The organism is Stenotrophomonas sp. YIM B13575 (assembly GCF_042787595.1).
In the GTDB taxonomy this organism is placed as follows: Bacteria; Pseudomonadota; Gammaproteobacteria; order Xanthomonadales; family Xanthomonadaceae; genus Stenotrophomonas; species Stenotrophomonas lactitubi_B.
Window position 1 is genome coordinate 237,756 of the sequence record NZ_JBHZOP010000012.1, and the last position, 16,174, is coordinate 253,929.

14 protein-coding genes are annotated in these 16,174 nt (G+C 66.1%); 4 read left to right on the forward strand and 10 right to left on the reverse strand.

The features are described 5' to 3' along the window. The first annotated feature begins 5 nt into the window (after nt 1-5). The 3 genes from ACFX4F_RS03235 (at nt 6) to ACFX4F_RS03245 (ending at nt 4,841) form a co-directional block, all read left to right on the forward strand. Nucleotides 6-923, forward strand: a complete 918-nt coding sequence (locus tag ACFX4F_RS03235; RefSeq protein ID WP_380652225.1) for a DNA-binding protein — start codon at nt 6-8, stop codon at nt 921-923. Between the two features lie 967 nt (nt 924-1,890). Beyond that, the gene (locus ACFX4F_RS03240) at nt 1,891-2,517 is read left to right on the forward strand and encodes a response regulator (protein ID WP_380652228.1); all 627 of its coding nucleotides are present in this window, start codon (nt 1,891-1,893) and stop codon (nt 2,515-2,517) included. Further along, entirely contained in the window at nt 2,514-4,841 is a 2,328-nt protein-coding gene (locus tag ACFX4F_RS03245) for an ATP-binding protein (protein WP_380652231.1), read from the forward strand. Before ACFX4F_RS03240 ends, ACFX4F_RS03245 begins: the two co-directional genes overlap by 4 nt. Nucleotide 4,842: 1 nt before the next feature. Here the strand turns inward: ACFX4F_RS03245 and ACFX4F_RS03250 are convergent, their stop codons facing one another. The 9 genes from ACFX4F_RS03250 to ACFX4F_RS03290 form a co-directional block, all read right to left on the reverse strand. After that, nucleotides 4,843-5,598 (reverse strand): SapC family protein, encoded by a 756-nt coding sequence (locus ACFX4F_RS03250; protein WP_099818768.1) that lies wholly within the window; start codon nt 5,596-5,598, stop codon nt 4,843-4,845. Nucleotides 5,599-5,709: 111 nt separating this feature from the next. Continuing rightward, nucleotides 5,710-5,982: a hypothetical protein gene (locus tag ACFX4F_RS03255; RefSeq protein WP_099818767.1), complete on the reverse strand. Its 273-nt coding sequence runs from the start codon at nt 5,980-5,982 to the stop codon at nt 5,710-5,712. A gap of 237 nt (nt 5,983-6,219) precedes the next feature. Beyond that, complete coding sequence (gene fusA, locus ACFX4F_RS03260) at nt 6,220-8,256, reverse strand: elongation factor G (RefSeq protein WP_380652234.1); 2,037 nt, start codon at nt 8,254-8,256, stop codon at nt 6,220-6,222. A 383-nt stretch (nt 8,257-8,639) separates the two neighbouring features. Further along, the gene (locus ACFX4F_RS03265; RefSeq protein ID WP_099818440.1) at nt 8,640-9,389 is read right to left on the reverse strand and encodes a hypothetical protein; all 750 of its coding nucleotides are present in this window, start codon (nt 9,387-9,389) and stop codon (nt 8,640-8,642) included. A gap of 69 nt (nt 9,390-9,458) precedes the next feature. Further along, complete coding sequence (locus ACFX4F_RS03270; protein WP_380652239.1) at nt 9,459-10,220, reverse strand: heme ABC transporter ATP-binding protein; 762 nt, start codon at nt 10,218-10,220, stop codon at nt 9,459-9,461. Beyond that, nucleotides 10,217-11,260 (reverse strand): iron ABC transporter permease, encoded by a 1,044-nt coding sequence (locus tag ACFX4F_RS03275; RefSeq protein WP_089241109.1) that lies wholly within the window; start codon nt 11,258-11,260, stop codon nt 10,217-10,219. Before ACFX4F_RS03275 ends, ACFX4F_RS03270 begins: the two co-directional genes overlap by 4 nt. Continuing rightward, complete coding sequence (locus tag ACFX4F_RS03280; protein WP_380652242.1) at nt 11,257-12,303, reverse strand: hemin ABC transporter substrate-binding protein; 1,047 nt, start codon at nt 12,301-12,303, stop codon at nt 11,257-11,259. The genes ACFX4F_RS03275 and ACFX4F_RS03280 overlap by 4 nt, the downstream gene beginning before the upstream one ends. Nucleotides 12,304-12,353: 50 nt before the next feature. Further along, the gene (locus tag ACFX4F_RS03285; RefSeq protein ID WP_380652245.1) at nt 12,354-13,733 is read right to left on the reverse strand and encodes an ATP-binding protein; all 1,380 of its coding nucleotides are present in this window, start codon (nt 13,731-13,733) and stop codon (nt 12,354-12,356) included. 121 nt (nt 13,734-13,854) lie between these two features. After that, nucleotides 13,855-14,883, reverse strand: coding sequence for an alpha/beta hydrolase (locus tag ACFX4F_RS03290; RefSeq protein WP_380652248.1), 1,029 nt, complete (start codon nt 14,881-14,883; stop codon nt 13,855-13,857). Nucleotides 14,884-15,141: 258 nt separating this feature from the next. Here ACFX4F_RS03290 and ACFX4F_RS03295 point away from each other — a divergent pair, with 258 nt between their 5' ends. Continuing rightward, nucleotides 15,142-15,516 carry a hypothetical protein gene (locus tag ACFX4F_RS03295; RefSeq protein ID WP_380652251.1) on the forward strand — a complete coding sequence of 125 codons (375 nt, stop codon included), beginning with the start codon at nt 15,142-15,144 and terminating at the stop codon, nt 15,514-15,516. 84 nt (nt 15,517-15,600) lie between these two features. On the opposite strand, the gene ACFX4F_RS03300 is transcribed toward ACFX4F_RS03295, so the two are convergent. Beyond that, complete coding sequence (locus ACFX4F_RS03300; protein ID WP_099818433.1) at nt 15,601-16,002, reverse strand: DUF805 domain-containing protein; 402 nt, start codon at nt 16,000-16,002, stop codon at nt 15,601-15,603. Nucleotides 16,003-16,174 lie beyond the last annotated feature (172 nt).

Below are 16,174 nucleotides of genomic sequence, written 5' to 3' on the forward strand. Positions count from 1 at the left end.
CTGAGATGGCCCGCGGCATCACCGAATCGGATGTACATAACGCAGCAGACGCGCTGGTGGCCAGCGGCGAGCGTCCCACTGTGGAGCGCATTCGAGCCCACTTGGGAACAGGCTCCCCGAACACCGTGACGCGCTGGCTGGAGACGTGGTGGAAGCGACTTGGCACGCGTCTGCAGCCAGCGCGTCCGGACCTGGAAGATGGACCAGCGGTGTTGGCAGAACTCGCCGGACAATGGTGGGAGCTAGCGTTGAGTCATGCCCGGGAGGCCGCCCATCGAGAGCTTGCAGAGGCTGAGCAGTCACTGGCCGCCCGGCGTGATGCACTGGACGCAAAATCCCGGCTTGTAGCTGACGAGCTGACGCAAATGCGCTCAGAGCGCGACGATGCTCTCACAGGAGAGAGGATTGCCGCTACGCAAGCTGCAGAGCTACAACGGTTGGTTGACCAGCTCCGTCTGCAGATGTCAGAGCTTGTAGAGCAGCGGGATGTCGAGCTTCGAAGAGCCGATCAAAATGAAGCATCGAGACAGCAACTCGACGCCAGGCTTCATGAAGCGCTAGAAACGGCGAAATCTGAGCGAGAAGACTGGACTGAGTACACCAGATCTGTCGAGAATCGGGCGCTCAGCGATGTTGATCGCGCCCGCCAGGAGGTGAAAGAACTCCAGGTGCAGCTAAGCAAGGCATCCGAACAACACAGAGCTCTTGAGAAGCAGCTGCGTCAGGATATTCAGGCCGCCCAATCAGCGGCCGCCACGGCCAGTCAGTCTGCCGATATCCTGCGCGGCAGATGTGACGCGCTCGAGGGACAACTTTCAGGACTTCGAGATTTGCCAGCTCAGCTGGAAGTTGCATTCAAGCGATCCAAAGAAGTCCGCATCGCTGCTGATGTTAGGCCGAAACGCAAGCGGTCGAAGCAATGACCGCCTGGCTGCAATCCTTGCTACTTCGCTGGAACTAGCCAATGCCGGCCCAGTTTCGTGCCCAATTCAAGCGTGCATGCGGCCGCAGAACGCTGAAGTAGCACTTTTACTTGGAAGGCTCGCCTCCAGAAGGCGAGCCGAATCACCTCGGTTCCTGCAGTCGAGCCTAGTGGACGCCAACTAATGGCGTTACTTACTTGATGGAGGCGCCAACTTCAGAGAAGTAGCGCTAATACGTTGAGCGGCGTAACAACTTTAGTTGGGTCGGCTGCAGCCATTGCCATGCAGAGCCGACGAACCCAACCACGGCAGATACAGCATTTCGCATAATGTATATTATGTTCAAAGCAGCTGGGCTGCCGGTCCGTCATCCGCCCAGCCACCCCAGGACGCCCCCAGAATCACCGCAGCTTCTATTCCCAGCCATCCCAGCCATCCAGCCGCCGCACACCTTGGCTGCCGGCAGCATCCAGACTCACCACAGCTCATCCTTACAGCACACGCCCACCACCGGCAGCACGCTCAATCAATCAACCAAGCACGCGCCACCGGGCGAACGTTGAATTCTGAGAGTCATCCAAGCCCTCAGCCCTGCAGAATTCACCGCCCAGCAATTCCGTCGCCGTGACGCGTCACGTTAATTGACCCCCCTAGGGCCCATCGGCCGCTTCGGCTTTGAGCGTCCCGTAATCAGCGCCACCCTCAATGCTGGCGTCCTGCCAGCGCCGCGCATTGTCAACATCCGCCTCACACTCAACCCGCGCACACCTGCGGACGCAACTCAGAAGCCGGCAGACGCATCAGGCTACTGCACCACACTGACCCCGTGCCATTGCCGACACAACAGTCCAACTTCTGCCAACCACGCTCTAAGAAAAGTCTCAAAAATCGAACGTTTTCGATGCTCGACGCGACAGCAGCGCCAGAATGAGCGCCACGCCACTCGGCGCTGACAACACTCCTGCGCATGAACGGATTCCCTGCACCGCGCCGGCTTCGCCTGGCCCTGCTTGATGACCATGACGTCGTCCGCCGTGGCACGGCCTTTCATCTCGGCAGTGACAGTCGCTTCGAGATCGTCGCCAGCCACAGTGACAGCCAGGCCTTCGTGCTGGGCCTGCAGCAGTGCCACGCGGATGTGGCCATCATCGACATCACCCTGGCGCCCGGCGATATCAGCGGCGCCGAGCTCGTCCAGCATCTGCGCCAGGCGCTGCCGCAGGTAACGCTGCTTGGCTTCGCGGGGCAGAACTCGGTAGCGATCATCAATCACCTGCTGGATGCCGGACTCAGTGGCTTTGTCGGCAAATCCGAGCCTTTGGCCGAACTTTCCGACGCGGTCGTGCGCGTCGCGCAAGGGCTTTGCCGGATACCGCCGACGTGCAAGCTGCTGACACCCTGCGATGCGCTGAGCCGGAACGAGCGCGAGGTCATCCGGCTGGTCCTGGATGGGCTGACCGTTTCCGAGATTGCCTTGCACCGGCACCGCAGCGTCAAGACCGTCAGCACGCAGAAGATTGCAGCCCTGCGCAAGCTGGGCCTGCGCAATGATGCGGAGATCTTCGCGATGCGCCAGCAGTTGGAGGCACTGTGACTGCGCTGTTCAAGCGCGCATGCAGGTTCATGCTGCTGGCGCTGTTTACCCTGCTTCCCTGCACGTCCGCAGGCGATGTCCAGCACGGAGTATGGGCGCCTGGACGCGAGGTGCGGGTGGCCGCGGGCCCCACACTGCATCCCGCCCCCGAAGATGCGACCGACCCCGAGGTGCTGCAGACGCTGGCGCATGGCTATGCTGCGCTCGTCGCCCGCCATTCCGGCCTGGCCTTCGTCGAAGTCCCGTTTCCCAGCACCCTCGCAGCGATGGCAGCCGTCTGTGACGGCCGGGCGGACCTTGTACTGGTGCAGGGCGATGGCGATGGCGCGCGCCTGCCCTGCCCCAGCCTGGCGCCCTCGCGCAGCTTTCATGGTGGCGCGAGCGTGCTGGCTGGCCGCATTGGTGAGCGCTTGCCGCGTCGGGTTGCCGATGTCGGCACGCTGCGGATCGCAGCCGTTGAAGGCGGCCCCTATCCGGCGTGGCTGGCCGAACACCACCCTGCAGTAACCGTCCTGCCCCAGCCCAGCATGCGCGCGGCGTTGGCGGCGGTGGATGCCGGCATCGCCGACGTAGCGATCGGCCTGGAATCCACTGCGCGCGCGATGACGCGGCGGCACTTCTCCCACAGCCTGCGCCTGCAGGTGCTTGATGCCAGTTTTCCAACCCAGCTGCACCTGCTTGCCAGGCGCGAAGACCAGAAGCTGCTTGAGCGCATCGAGGCGGCACTGGACGACATCACCATCGAAGAACATGCCCAGCTGCTGCAGCGCTGGGCCCAGCAGGCGCTGCCGGCCGCGTTCGCGCAGACGCTGCGGCACCAGTTCAGTGCCGCCACACTCTGGCTGTTGCCTGCGGTCGCTGTTCTGCTGACGCTTCCATTGCTGGCCACGCGCAGACTACGCCTGCAGCAGGGGTTTGATCAGAAGCAGATCCAGATGGCCGGCATGCTCAGCCATGAGGTGCGCAATTCGGCCCAGGCGGTCATGGCGTCAATCGACCTGCTGGGCCAGGCGCCACTGCCGGCTGGCCAGCGCGAGCTGGTGGCCGCCGCTGCGAACGCGGGCCAGGCACTGCGCGGACTGCTCAATCGCACAGTGGATTTTTCCCGTCTGGCCAGTGGTACTTTCCGGCCGAAGCTGCTGCCCTGCGACGCTCATGCGGTATGCACGCAGGCGCTGCAGGCCATTGCACCCGAGGCGCAGAAGAAAGCGCTGCGCCTGCAGCTGTCCGCGTCCCAGGCGCCATTTCCACTGCTGGCAACCGACCCGGACTGCCTGCGACAACTGCTCGACAACCTGCTCGGTAATGCCGTCAAGTTCACCGACGTAGGCGGCGTTGAACTGCGCCTGCAGCTGGATACGCCGGCAAAGCCCGCATCACTGCTGATAGAAGTCATCGATAGCGGCATCGGCATCGCGCCAGCGCAGATGAAAGGGCTGTTCGCCCCCTTCCAGCAGGCCGCCGCGGGCAGGCAGCGCGGCGGCAGCGGACTGGGCCTGTCGATCTGTCGCACACTGGCCGAAGCGATGGGCGGCACTCTGGATGTTCATAGCGTGCATGGCCGTGGCAGTCGTTTCATTCTTCGCCTACCCGTGCAGCGGGTGCGGGAGGATCCGCCGCCCCCCGCAGCCGCACCCACCTTGCCCCAGCTGACCGGTACGCGCATCCTGCTGGTCGAGGACCACGCACTGAACCGCCGGGTTATTGCGGCCCAGCTGCGCTGTTGGGGCGCGACGGTGCAGGAAGCTGCCAATGCCGACGAGGCATTGGCCCTGCAGAGGGAAGCGCCCTGCCCGCTGGTGATGCTCGACATCGGCCTGCCGGGAATGGATGGCTATGCGCTGGCCCGGCAATTGCGGCTGTGTGAGACGGAAGGAGCACCTCGCACCCGCCTGCTTGCGCTCTCCGCCTTCACCGGTGTCGACCACGCGCTGCGCTGCCAGGCGGCCGGCATCGACGCGGTGCTGGTCAAGCCGCTGCAGGTCGATGCGCTACTGGAAGTGCTGGATCAGCTTGTGGCGGCCAGCACCAGCGCGGGTGGTGCCGACGAACTGGCGGTCGCCTACGAAGACGATATCGATCGTGAGGTGCAATGCCTGCAGGAGGCGATCGATCATTGCGATGCCGCTCGACTGCGCCATCACGCGCATCGACTGCAAGGCGTGTTGCAGATGCTCGGCGCGGGCGGCATGGCGGCGCTTGCCGGTGAGCTCTGGGAGTTGGGCGACTGCGTGCCACCCAGGTGGGACGATGCGCGCCAGGCACTGGCAGAGATGCAAAGCTGGCGTGGCTCCCAGAGTACGGAAGCCACGCCGGCGGCCTGAATCAGGCGGCGTTACGGCCCGCCTGGCGGCGGGTCAGGTCGTTGAAGCGACCCAGCGACATCAGGTGCTGGTGGATCAGCGCCAGCCAGCCGTTGCGATGCCATTCGACGACGGTCGCGTCCGGCAGTGCAATGAACTTCTCCACGTCGACGACGAAGAAGCCGTTGAGGTTGAACTCGCGGCCATCGGGCAGGCGCACGGTGGCGTTGCGCTCGACCAGCAGGCCGTTGTCGACCAGCGCCTTGGAGAAGGCCTGGGTCTGTTCGTGCTCGCGGGTGAACTGGCCGCAGAACTCGAGTGCCTGCTGCACCATGTCGGTGGCCTTGCCATCGACGAACAGCGGCTGACCTTCTTCGCCGCCACGGACGATGCGCGGGCTCTCTTCGTCGATGCCGAGCAGGAAGTCATTGTCCGCGCCGGTGTCGATGAAGATGAAGGGATGGCGGCGCAGGTAGGCCGGGATGTAGGTCTCGTCGTCCCACAGGCCATCGGTGATGAACAGGTTGTCGGTGGTCACACCCACGGCGGCCATCGGCACCGCGCTCGGGCCTGCGAACAGGATCGGGAAGTGGTGCAGCGCCAGCGAGAATTCGCCCAGCACCAGCGGGATCGAGTTGCTGCTGGCAGCGAACTCGAGCTTGCCCGGCAGGATGCGCAGATCGGCGTGCAGATCCGCCTGCAGCGGCACCGGACGGGTGTAGAACAGGGGCGCGCTGCTCGGCGCAGCTTCGGTGGTGGTGTCGCTGGTGGTGGTCATCGTGGAAACCATGTCGATCATGCGCGCCTGCCATCCCGGGCGCGCCAGCGGGAACAACCTGAATCCCGCATTATCAACAAGGCAGGTGGCAACGGCCACCCCGCGGCTCACTTATTTCAGCTGCAACGGATAACGCTGCCACAGAACGTGGACCAGGAAGCCGGCCAACTCGGTGTCGCGCGCACTGACTGCTGCGCGGATCTTGTCCAGCAGGACCATGTCGCTGCAGTGCCGCACGTCGGCGTGGTTGGCCTGCCCTGCGCGGCGCGCCCGATAGCGTGCAGCTCGCTGCGCGTCGCTCATTGCGTACCCGAACTTGGGCGGCCGACCGCGTTTGCGCGGCAGGGGCAGCTCCAGGGTTCCGGGATCATTGTCATCACGCATGGGCAGGGTGCGGGCGGCGGCAAGCAACGGGGGGTGCGCAATTTATCGTGAGGCATCACTTTAATCCAGCTTTTTCTGCAGTTTTGTTGCAATGCAGTGCAGGTGCGTGGCGCACGGAGGGCACCCATCCACGCATGGCGTGGATCTACTTCCTTGGGTAGATCCACGCCATGCGTGGATGAGCCCCCGCCAATACGCAAAAAGGGGAACCCGCGAACGGGCTCCCCTGCTCCTTCCTTACGACACACGCACCGGCTCGTAGCCGTGCAGATGCGATTCGCTGCTGGCGCGTCCCTGGCTCAGCGAACGCAGCGAGGTCGTGTAACCGACCAGCTGTGCCAGCGGCGCGAACCCGCTGACTTCGGCGCGACCGTCCTGGTCGTCGATGCGGGCCACGCGGCCATGGCGACGATTCAGATCGCCCACCACGTCACCCACCGAGGCGGACGGCGAATGCACCGTCACCGCCATCACCGGTTCCAGCAACTGCGTGCCGCTGGCCGCCAGCGCGGCCTTGATGCCCTCGCTGCCTGCCCGGTGGAACGCCATCTCCGACGAATCCTTCGCGTGGGTCTGGCCATCCACCAGGCTGACCTCGATGCCGACCACCGGATGGCCCTGGGGGCCTTCCGACAGCGCGGCACGAACGCCCTTCTCCACCGCAGCGATGAAGTTGCGCGGCACCACGCCACCAACGATGCGGTCATTGAACACGACCTCGCCGTCGTCGCGCGGCGCCACGTCCAGCACCACGTGCGCGAACTGGCCCTGGCCACCGGTCTGCTTGACCAGTCGGCCCACAACACCTTCAACGGCACGCTGCGGTGTCTCCTGGTACGCGACGCGCGGCGCGCCAATGCCGATGTCCAGCTTCCATTCGCTGCGCAGGCGTTCGACCATCACTTCCAGGTGCAGCTCGCCCATGCCCCAGGCCAGGGTTTCACCGGTGTCGCCATCGGTTTCCACCCGGAACGAGGGATCTTCCTGGGCCAGACTGGCCAGGCCCTGCGCCAATCGGATCAGGTCGGCCGCACGCGCCGGCTCCAGCCGCCACGCCAGCACCGGGGCCTGCGCCTGGATGCTCTCCAGACGCAACGGCTGCCCTCGCCCGCTCAGCGTTTCACCGCTGACCGCATCCTTCCAGCCCAGCACCGCCACGATGTCGCCGGCCACCGCCTGCGCGATGTCCTGGGTCTGGTCGGCCTGCACGCGCACCAGCCGGCTGATGCGGCGCCCTTGCGGGTGCTGCGAGCTGGCCACGTTGTCGCCCACCTTCAAGGTGCCCGAGTACAGCCGCACGAAGCTCAGTGCGCCGTGCTGCTGGTGGGTGATCTTGAACAGCAGGCCCGCCAACGGGCCGTCCGGGTCCGGCGGCAGCAGGACGTCCCCGCCCTCGCCTTCGGCCGTAACCGCAGGACGATCCAGCGGCGACGGCAGGTAATCGACCACCGCGTCCAGCAGCGTTTCGATGCCCTTGTCCTTGAACGCGGCACCGGCCAGCACCGGCACGCCGGCACCAGACAGCGTCGCGCGACGGATCGCTGCGCGCAGCATCGCCGCGTCGATATCACGGCCTTCCAGCCACGCCGTTGCCAGTACATCGTCATGGTCGGCCACGGCCTCGACCAGCGCATTGCGCTGCGGCTGCCACTGCGCGCGCTCGGCGTCGCTCCATGCCGTCACTGTCGCCGCGCCACCGTCCTGCCAGTGCAGCACGCGGCCATCGACCAGGTCGACCCAGCCATGGAAGTCACCTTCACTGCCCAACGGTACGCCCAGCGCCCAAGGGCGCGCCCGCAGCTTGTCCTGCAGCTGCTCCAGCACGCGCTCGAACGACGCGCCGATGCGATCCATCTTGTTGACGAACGCAATCAACGGCACGCCATGCCGGCGCGCCTGGCGCCACACGGTTTCCGACTGCGGCTGCACGCCGTCCACGGCCGAGAACACGGCCACGGCACCGTCGAGCACACGCAGCGAGCGCTCGACCTCGATGGCGAAGTCGATGTGGCCGGGGGTGTCGATCAGGGTCAGCTGATGCAGCGGCAGATCGCGCGGCGCCCATTGCGCGTGCACGGCGGCGGCGCCGATGGTGATGCCACGCTCGCGTTCGATCGCCGAGAAGTCGGTGGTCGCGTTGCCGTCGTGCACTTCGCCGACGCGGTGGATCTCGCCGGTCTTCCACAGAAGGCGTTCGGTAAGGGTGGTTTTGCCAGCGTCGATGTGGGCAATGATGCCGAGGTTGCGAAGACGCGACAGAGTATGGGTGTTCATGAGATGGGTTCCTGCTGGGCCAACTTCGGGGGCCGCACACCCCGGTTGGCTACAGGGTGTGCGGCTGACGTTCGGTCTCGGCGATCTGGTGCATGGCACGTTCTCCTTGCGGTGGAGCGGGTTGAGGGATGGAAGGCGGAAACGAAAAGAGCGCCCCGGAGGGCGCTCTGTGGATGGTCCAGCGAAGGCCGCGATCAGCGGCCTCGTGGGGCTCCAGGCAGACACGCCCGTTCCGCGCTTGCGCGGGTCAGGGTGAAAAACTTCAGGAGCGGCATCCGGTTCATGCGGCGCATTCTAGACCTGTCAGTCTGGCGCGCAAGTGAATATTGCGCGCATGGATGGAACGATGAGGCGCAATGGAATGGGCATGTCTCAAAAAGTAATCACTCGCAGCCGTTGATACGCCGCGCCTCACCCACCGTCGCGGCGTGATCCCCCGTCACCGACACCCAGTCCTTCAGCGGGAAGGCGGCGTTGATCTCGCCGCGACGGGGCGTGTCGTGGATCGTCACTTCGGTCCAGCTGCCCACCGCACCCAGCTCACGCAGGCGGGCCGCCTGGTCGTCTTCGGTACTGAAGGTGTCACCCGGCTTCGACGGCTTAGCATTGTTCACCGTGGCGGTCTTCAGTGCGCGCACGCGCAGCGCACCATTGGGCATGCGCTGACTGATCACGTCGTAGCGTTCAACGCCATAGGCCCATGACCGCTCGGCCTGGCGGCGCACTTCACTGCCGTCATCGGCAACTTCGATCTTGCCATCCACCAGTCCACCCACGGCAGCGATGCCGCCGTAGCCCGCCATCATTGCTTCGTAGCCGATCATCTGCCGCTTCTCCAGCGGCAGTTCGCTGGCCGCAGGCTTCATGCCCGGCAGCTTCAGATACGCCGACTTCTTGCAGAGCAGCAGCACGCTTTGATTGCCCCAGGCCATCAGCATCGCGCCACCGGTGTAGTAATGCGTGGTGAACAGATCGGAGGCGGCGCCGGCACCCTTCGCATGACGGATTTCGATCGAGGTCGCCTGGTCAGCCACCTTGTCCAGCACAACCGTGCGGACGGGAGCGGCGTGCGCCGTGCACGATGCAGCAATGATCGAAGCCAGCAGTGTCGCGCGCGGGAGGATGTATTTCATGGGGGTCATTCCGTTGAGAAAAACGAACCGCCAATGATACTTCGCCCCGCTCTGCGCGGCTTTACCGCATCAGGTCACCACCACCAACGGCACACCGCGGCGCGGATGCTGCAGCACCACCACGTCCTGCTGGTACACGCGCTGCAGGTTGGCCTCGGTCAGCACCTCCGAAGGCGTGCCGTCAGCGGCCACCCTGCCCTGTTCCAGCAGCACGATGCGATCGGAGTAACCGGCCGCCAGATTGAGGTCATGCAGCACCACGATCACGCATGCGCCCGCTTCGGCGCAGGCACGCACGCTGCGCAGGGTGCGCTCCTGATGGCGCAGATCCAGCGCAGCCGTAGGTTCGTCCAGCAGCAGCAACGGCGTGTCCTGTGCCAGCACGCGGGCGAAGGTGGTCCGCGCCGATTCACCGCCCGACAGCTGCTGCACTTCGCGCAGGCGCAGCGCCTGCAGTTCGGCAGCATCGATCGCGCGTTCCACCTGCGCATCGTCCACTTGCGGGTCCGGCGGATGCGGCAGGCGCCCCATCGCCACGACTTCTTCCACGCTGAAGGCGAAGCGCACACCGTGTTCCTGTGGCATCACCGCACGTTCGCGTGCCAGCGGCCCGGCCTTGTAGTCACGCAGCGGGCGTCCGTGCAGATGCACGTCGCCACCATCGGCGCGCAGATCGCCGGCCGCCACACCCAGCAGGGTGGACTTGCCGGCGCCATTGGGCCCCACCAGTGCCGTCACCGTGCCCGGCTGGAACGCAAGGGTGATGCCATGCAGGATCTCGCGCTGTTGACGGCGCACCACCACGTCGCGCAATTGCAGAAAAGCGCTCATGCGGCGGCCTTGCGACGCTGCTGCAGCACCAGCCACAGGAAGAACGGCGCGCCCAGCGCGGCGGAGAACAGGCCCAGCGGAATCTCGGCAGGCGGGTCCAGGGTGCGTGCAGCAGTGTCGGCCACCACGATCAGCAGCGCCCCCAGCAGGCCCGACAACGGCAGCAGCCAGCGATGGCCGGGGCCGACCAGCAGGCGCGCCACGTGCGGCACCACCAGGCCGACGAAACTGATCGAACCAGCGAATGCCACCGCAGAGCCCACCAACAGCGCACTGAACGCCACCAGCAGGCGCCGTGTACGCGCCACATCCAGCCCCAGGTGCTGCGCCTGTCGTTCGCCCAGCGCCAGCATGTCCAGCGGCGTGGCCAGGCGCTGCAGCGCGAATGCACCGATGGCAAACAGCGGCAACACCGCGACCACATCGGCCCAGTTGGCGCGCGCCAACGAGCCCATCTGCCAGAACACCAGCGATTGCAGCTCGCTTTCGTTGGCGATGTAGGTGAGGAAACCGATCAATGCCGAGCAGAATGCGGCCATCGCAATGCCCACCAGCAACAACGTGGCATTGCCGCTACCCTTGCCCGGCCGCGCCAACGCGTAGGTCAACCCGATCGCGGCGGCACCGCCGCCGAATGCCGCCACCGGCACCAGCCAGCCGGCTGCACCCGCGGCACCGAGCACGATCGCCGCCACCGCGCCCAGCGCAGCGCCCTGGCTGACACCGACGATGCCCGGATCGGCCAGCGGATTGCCGAACAGTCCCTGCAGGCTGGCGCCGGCCATCGCCAGCGCCGCGCCCACCATGGCCCCCAGCAGCGCACGCGGAATGCGCAGCTGCCACACCACGGCCAGGTCACGGCTGCTGACCGATTGCGGATCGAGCAGGCCCAGCTTCACCGCCAGCGCCTGCATCACTTCCAGAGGCGGCAGCCGCAGCGGGCCCACGGCGAACGACGCCAGCACCGCACCCAGCAGCGCGACCAGCGCAATCAACAACATCGTCCGCCCGCGACGGCGGCGTCGATCCGCAGGACTCATGCCTTCGGCAGCGCCGCCAGCGCCTGTGCCAGCGCCAACGCGCCCGCACCAGAACCGATGCTGGCGTACTTCAGCTGCGCATCCGGCATCACCCAGACCCGGTTGGCCTGTCCGGCCGGGGTCTGCTTCAGCGTCGGGTAGGCCTTCCACAGACCCTCGGCACCGCCGAACAGCTGCAGGTCATGCTCGGTCACCAGGATCACTTCCGGTGCCGCCGCGACCACGCCTTCGTTGCTCAGCTGCGAATAGTTGGCCACGCCGGCCTCGGTGCCGATGTTGATGCCGCCGGCCAGCGCGATCAGTTTGGCCGACGCGCTATCGGCACCGGCCACGGTCGGCGCACCGCCTGCGCCCGTCGCCGACACATGGATCACCCGCGGCGCATGCGCGAGACCCTTGCCGATCGCCGCCGCCTCGTCCAGCTGTCGCTGCACCTGCGTGGCCAGGGCCTGCCCTGCATCGGCCACGCCGAGCACGGCGGCAATCTTGCGCACCTTGTCCGGTGCCGGCTGCAGGTCATCGATCACCACTGCGGGCTCGCCCACTTCGCGCAGTTTCTTGGCCAGTTCGGTGTGGCGACGCAGGCTGTTGCCGATGAACAGCGAGCCCTGCAGGCTCAGCACGCCCTCCACGCCGGTGGTGCGGTTGAACAGGAACTGGTGCGGCGCGGCCAGGCCTGCCTGAGTCGTGGTGTTGGTCGGCGCGGCGAACACCTGCTTGCCCAGCCCCAGTGCTTCAATCACCGCGATGATGTCGTCACCGCCGGCAATGATCCGGCTGGTGTCATCCACCTCCACACCGGCGCCATCGTCGGACTGCACCTTGCTCGGCAGAACCGCCTGCTGCCCCGGCAGGGTTGGCACGTCATTGCCCGCCACCCGCTGCCAGCCTGCGGGCAGCGCCCCGGCCTCGGCGGTGGCGGCAGTCGGCGCAGCTGCGTCGGGGTTGCCCGAAGACGGCGGTGCCTTGTCGCCACAGGCGGCCAGCACCAGTGAAACGGCAAGCGGGAGCGCACACAGGCGCAGGCGGGGAGCGATGTTCATGCAGGTTCTCCTTGCTGGCAGGGCGACGGGGTGCCGCCCTGCCCTGTGGCTTACGGCTGGCGCAGGCTGATGCGGGTGATGCGGTCACCCTTCGGATCCTCAGCGCCACGCGACTTGTTCACGGCGAAGACATTGCCCTTGCCATCGGCGCGGACGTGATTGGGGAAGGTGCCGCCATCGAGGTTGCCGACCACCTTGCCATCACGATCAACAGCGGTGACCGTGCCAGCACCGCGATTGGTGACATAGGCCAGGCCGCTCTTCGCATCGAAGGCGACGTTCAGTGCGCCAGCGCCGACCGGCACGTCGTGCACGACCTTGCCGCTGGCCACGTCGACGATCAGCAGGTTGTCGGTGCCCTGCGAGGCCACGTAGAGGCGGTTGCGCTGGGCATCGAAGGCCACGCCCGAGGCGCTGATCGAATTGCCCAGGTCGATCACCTTCTCGACCTTGCCGCTGGCCACATCGATCACCGCCGCTTCCGGCGTACCGATGCTGACCGTGAACAGCTTGCCGCTGGGCTCATCCAGCACCAGGCTCATCGGCACGAACTTCTCGTCGTCCACGCCGGAGGCCAGAGTGATCAGCTCCAGCGGCTTCAGCGTCTTCGCATCGAACACCGACAGATGGTCTTCGCCGGTGGCCGAGGCGAACACCTTGCCGTGCGTGCTGTCGACCACGACGTCGCGGGCGTGCGGCACGGTGCCGACCGGGAACTGATGCACCAGCGACAGATCCGCCTGGCGATAGACGGCCACGGTGTCCTGGCGGGTGTTGCTGACCCAGACGTTGCCATTGGCATCATCCACGCCCACGCCGTACACCGCGAACACTGCACCGTTGGTGCTGCCCGGCACCTGTGCCGGGGTGATGGCCTTGGTCACCTTCAGCGACTTCGGGTCCAGCTTCAGCAGCTGCGACTGGGTGACCGGCGGACGGCCGACGGCCGAGGTCACGAACACTGCGTTGCTGGCGGCGCTGTAGGCCGACTGGTACAGGCCCGGCACCAGCTTGTTGGACTGGGTGGCGAACTTCGCCTGGCCCGACAGCGGCAACTGCGGCGACACGCGCAGCTTCAGCACGGTTGCGGCGGCGGGCTGGCTGGCGCGCACCACCACCGGATGGGTGCCCGGCACCGCGTCGGCCGGAATGGCCAGCTGGGTCTTGAAGTTCCCATCGGCATCGACCACCACCGGCTGGCTGTTGAGCACGGTATCGCCACGCAGCAGGCTGACCTGCTGGCCCGGCACGAAGCCGCGGCCGGTGACATCGGCGGTGCTGCCGGGAACCACGTTCTCACCGCGTGAGACAACCTGGCCCTTGAAGGTGGCGCTGGCCGGCTGGTCGAACACCGGCTGTGCGGTGGCGGTCACTGCAAGCAGCAGGCCGGCGGCCAGGGAAGTGAGGCGGAAAGACGGACGGAACGACATGGAAGGCTCCTTGCACACGTAGGCCGCGCCTGGTGGCGCGGGATTCATCGGTTGCCTTGGCCGCTGCACGTCGACAGTCCGCCTGGGTAGTGGGGTCGCACGGCACTGCCGTGCGAGGGATTCATTCGGCGGCGTTGTCACCACCGGTTGGCTGGCCGTCACCGGCGCTGCGGTCGGTCACGCCATACAGTTCATGCAGCGCCGCGTGGAAGGACGCAGGCAGCATCGGGCCATGGCCGAGGCCGGGAAACTCGCGGTACTGCACGCTCAGCCCCGGCACGTTGTCCAAGCGTTCGGCCAGCTGCATCGCCGCATCCGGGGTGGCGCCACCAATACGGCGCAGATGCGCGACCACGCGCGGATTGCTCATGTCACGCTTGCCGCGGTCGCCGACGCGCTCGGCACCGCCGAGCATCAGCCACACCTTCGCGGGCTGACCGTGTGCGTTCTGCACGAACTGCTGCTCGGCATCACCGAGCGGCGCGCCCTGGCTCCACCACAACGACGGGCTGGCGCTGAGGTAGTACTGGAAGGCGGCCGGACGGGTGTACAGGCTGCTGAGCACGAACAGGCCGCCCAGCGAATGCCCCCACAGCGCCTGCTGCTGGGTGTCGATCTTTGCCCGGCGCTCGACTTCGGGCTTGATGCGGCGCTCGATCATGTCGAGGAAGGCAGCTGCGCCGCCGCCAACGGCCTGGGTCTTGCCGCTTTCATCATCGGCGCGATCGATCCAGGCGGTGTAGTCGCGGGTGCGCGCGGCCGAATCGATGCGCAGGTCGTTGTCGTAGCCGATCAGCACCAGTACCGGCGGCGCCTTGCGTGCGGCCAGCTCGGCCAGCAACGGCTGGTCCAGCACCATTGCCACGGCGTTGCCGTCCAGCGCGTACAGCACCGGCGCTGCGGTCGTCGAGGCCTTGGCCGGGATCGCGACATTCACCCGCCAGCGGCGCTGCTGGTCGGGGCTGTCGATCACGAAACGCTCGAAGCGGTAACTGGCCGCCGGCTCATCGAGCACGGTCTGGCCCATCTTCTGCAGCGGATTGCGTTGCTGCGCGTATGCGTACGGAGTAGCCAGGAGCAGGCCCATCATCAAGGCGGCCAGGCCGGACAGCAGCGGGCCACGGCGCGGAGGCAGGACGGAAGACTTCATCAGTGACGGCGAAAGCGGCACACGGCCACCGGTTCACAAGGGACCGCAGTCTACCTTAAACGCGAATGATTATCACATCGATCAAACGTCACGCTGTGTATCACGCGCGCGCCAGCGCTTGCGCCGGAAGTCCGTGTTCATCTACTTTTCCCGCCATCGGGGCGCAGGAATCGCCCCGCCCTCGCGGGCGCCTGCGTGGCCCCTGCCCATCAGCTCCACAACCGCCATGGGATCGGATCCCATGATTGTGAGAACACCTTGAAGCACAAAGCACTGATCGCACTCGTCGCCGGCCTCCTCGCTCCGCTGGCAGGCCACGCCGCGCCAAGCCTTGCCGGGCTGTATTCGGCCTATGAAGAGGCCGGCTATTCCTCCCTTGGGCTGGAAGAGCTCAACCAGACCGTGCAGTTCACGGCGGTGAGCCTGGGCGCCTCCAGCAACCTGCAGGGCGAACCGGTCCTTGAGGCGGGCGACGAAGAGGGCCAGGTGCTGGCCCGCCTGACCGCTTCCGATGACGAGCAGAACGCCAAGCTGGCAGCGATGGAAGAAGGCGTCTCCTTCACCGCCAGCTGCACACTGCAGTTCAGCTCGGGATCGGACTACCTGGCGTTGGGCGACTGCGTACTGCAGTAATCGGGCCGGCAGCGCTGACAGCAGCACGGAAACGACGAAGCCGGCTCAAAGCCGGCTTCGTTGCGTGAGGCGACGTTGGCGACATCAGGGACCGGCGGGTACCGGACCGTAGGAATTGTCCTGCGGCGTACCCGGCAGCAGCGCGAACACCAGGATCACCAGGCCGCCCATCGGCACCAGCGCCAGCAGGTACAGCCAGCCCGACTGGTTGCAGTCATGCAGGCGGCGCACGGTCACTGCGATAAGCGGCACGATCGTGGCCAGCCAGAGCAGACCTACCAGCGCCAGTGCCCCGATGGTGATCCCGGCCATCCAGCTGGAATCGGCCTGCAGGAAAACCGCAGCAACGAATGCCACCATCATTGAAATCGCGCCTACCGCGGTAGCCGCAAGCAACAGGAACAGCTGGAACATCCAGTACTCGCGGCGATTGGCGCGGCCTTCGAACTGGGCGTAGCGCTTCAACGGCAGAATCATTTCCTGCACGGCATCGCTCCTTGAAAAAAGAGCCGCGCAGTCTGCCAAATGCACACGGGCGGGGCAATGTAGAGCCGAGATCCTATGTTTGTGGTCAAGCCTGCTGGAAGCAGGCTTGACCCACTTTCAGCATGGCTGGATCAAAGTCCCGACCGCTCTTGAAGACGCCCCAGGCGATCTT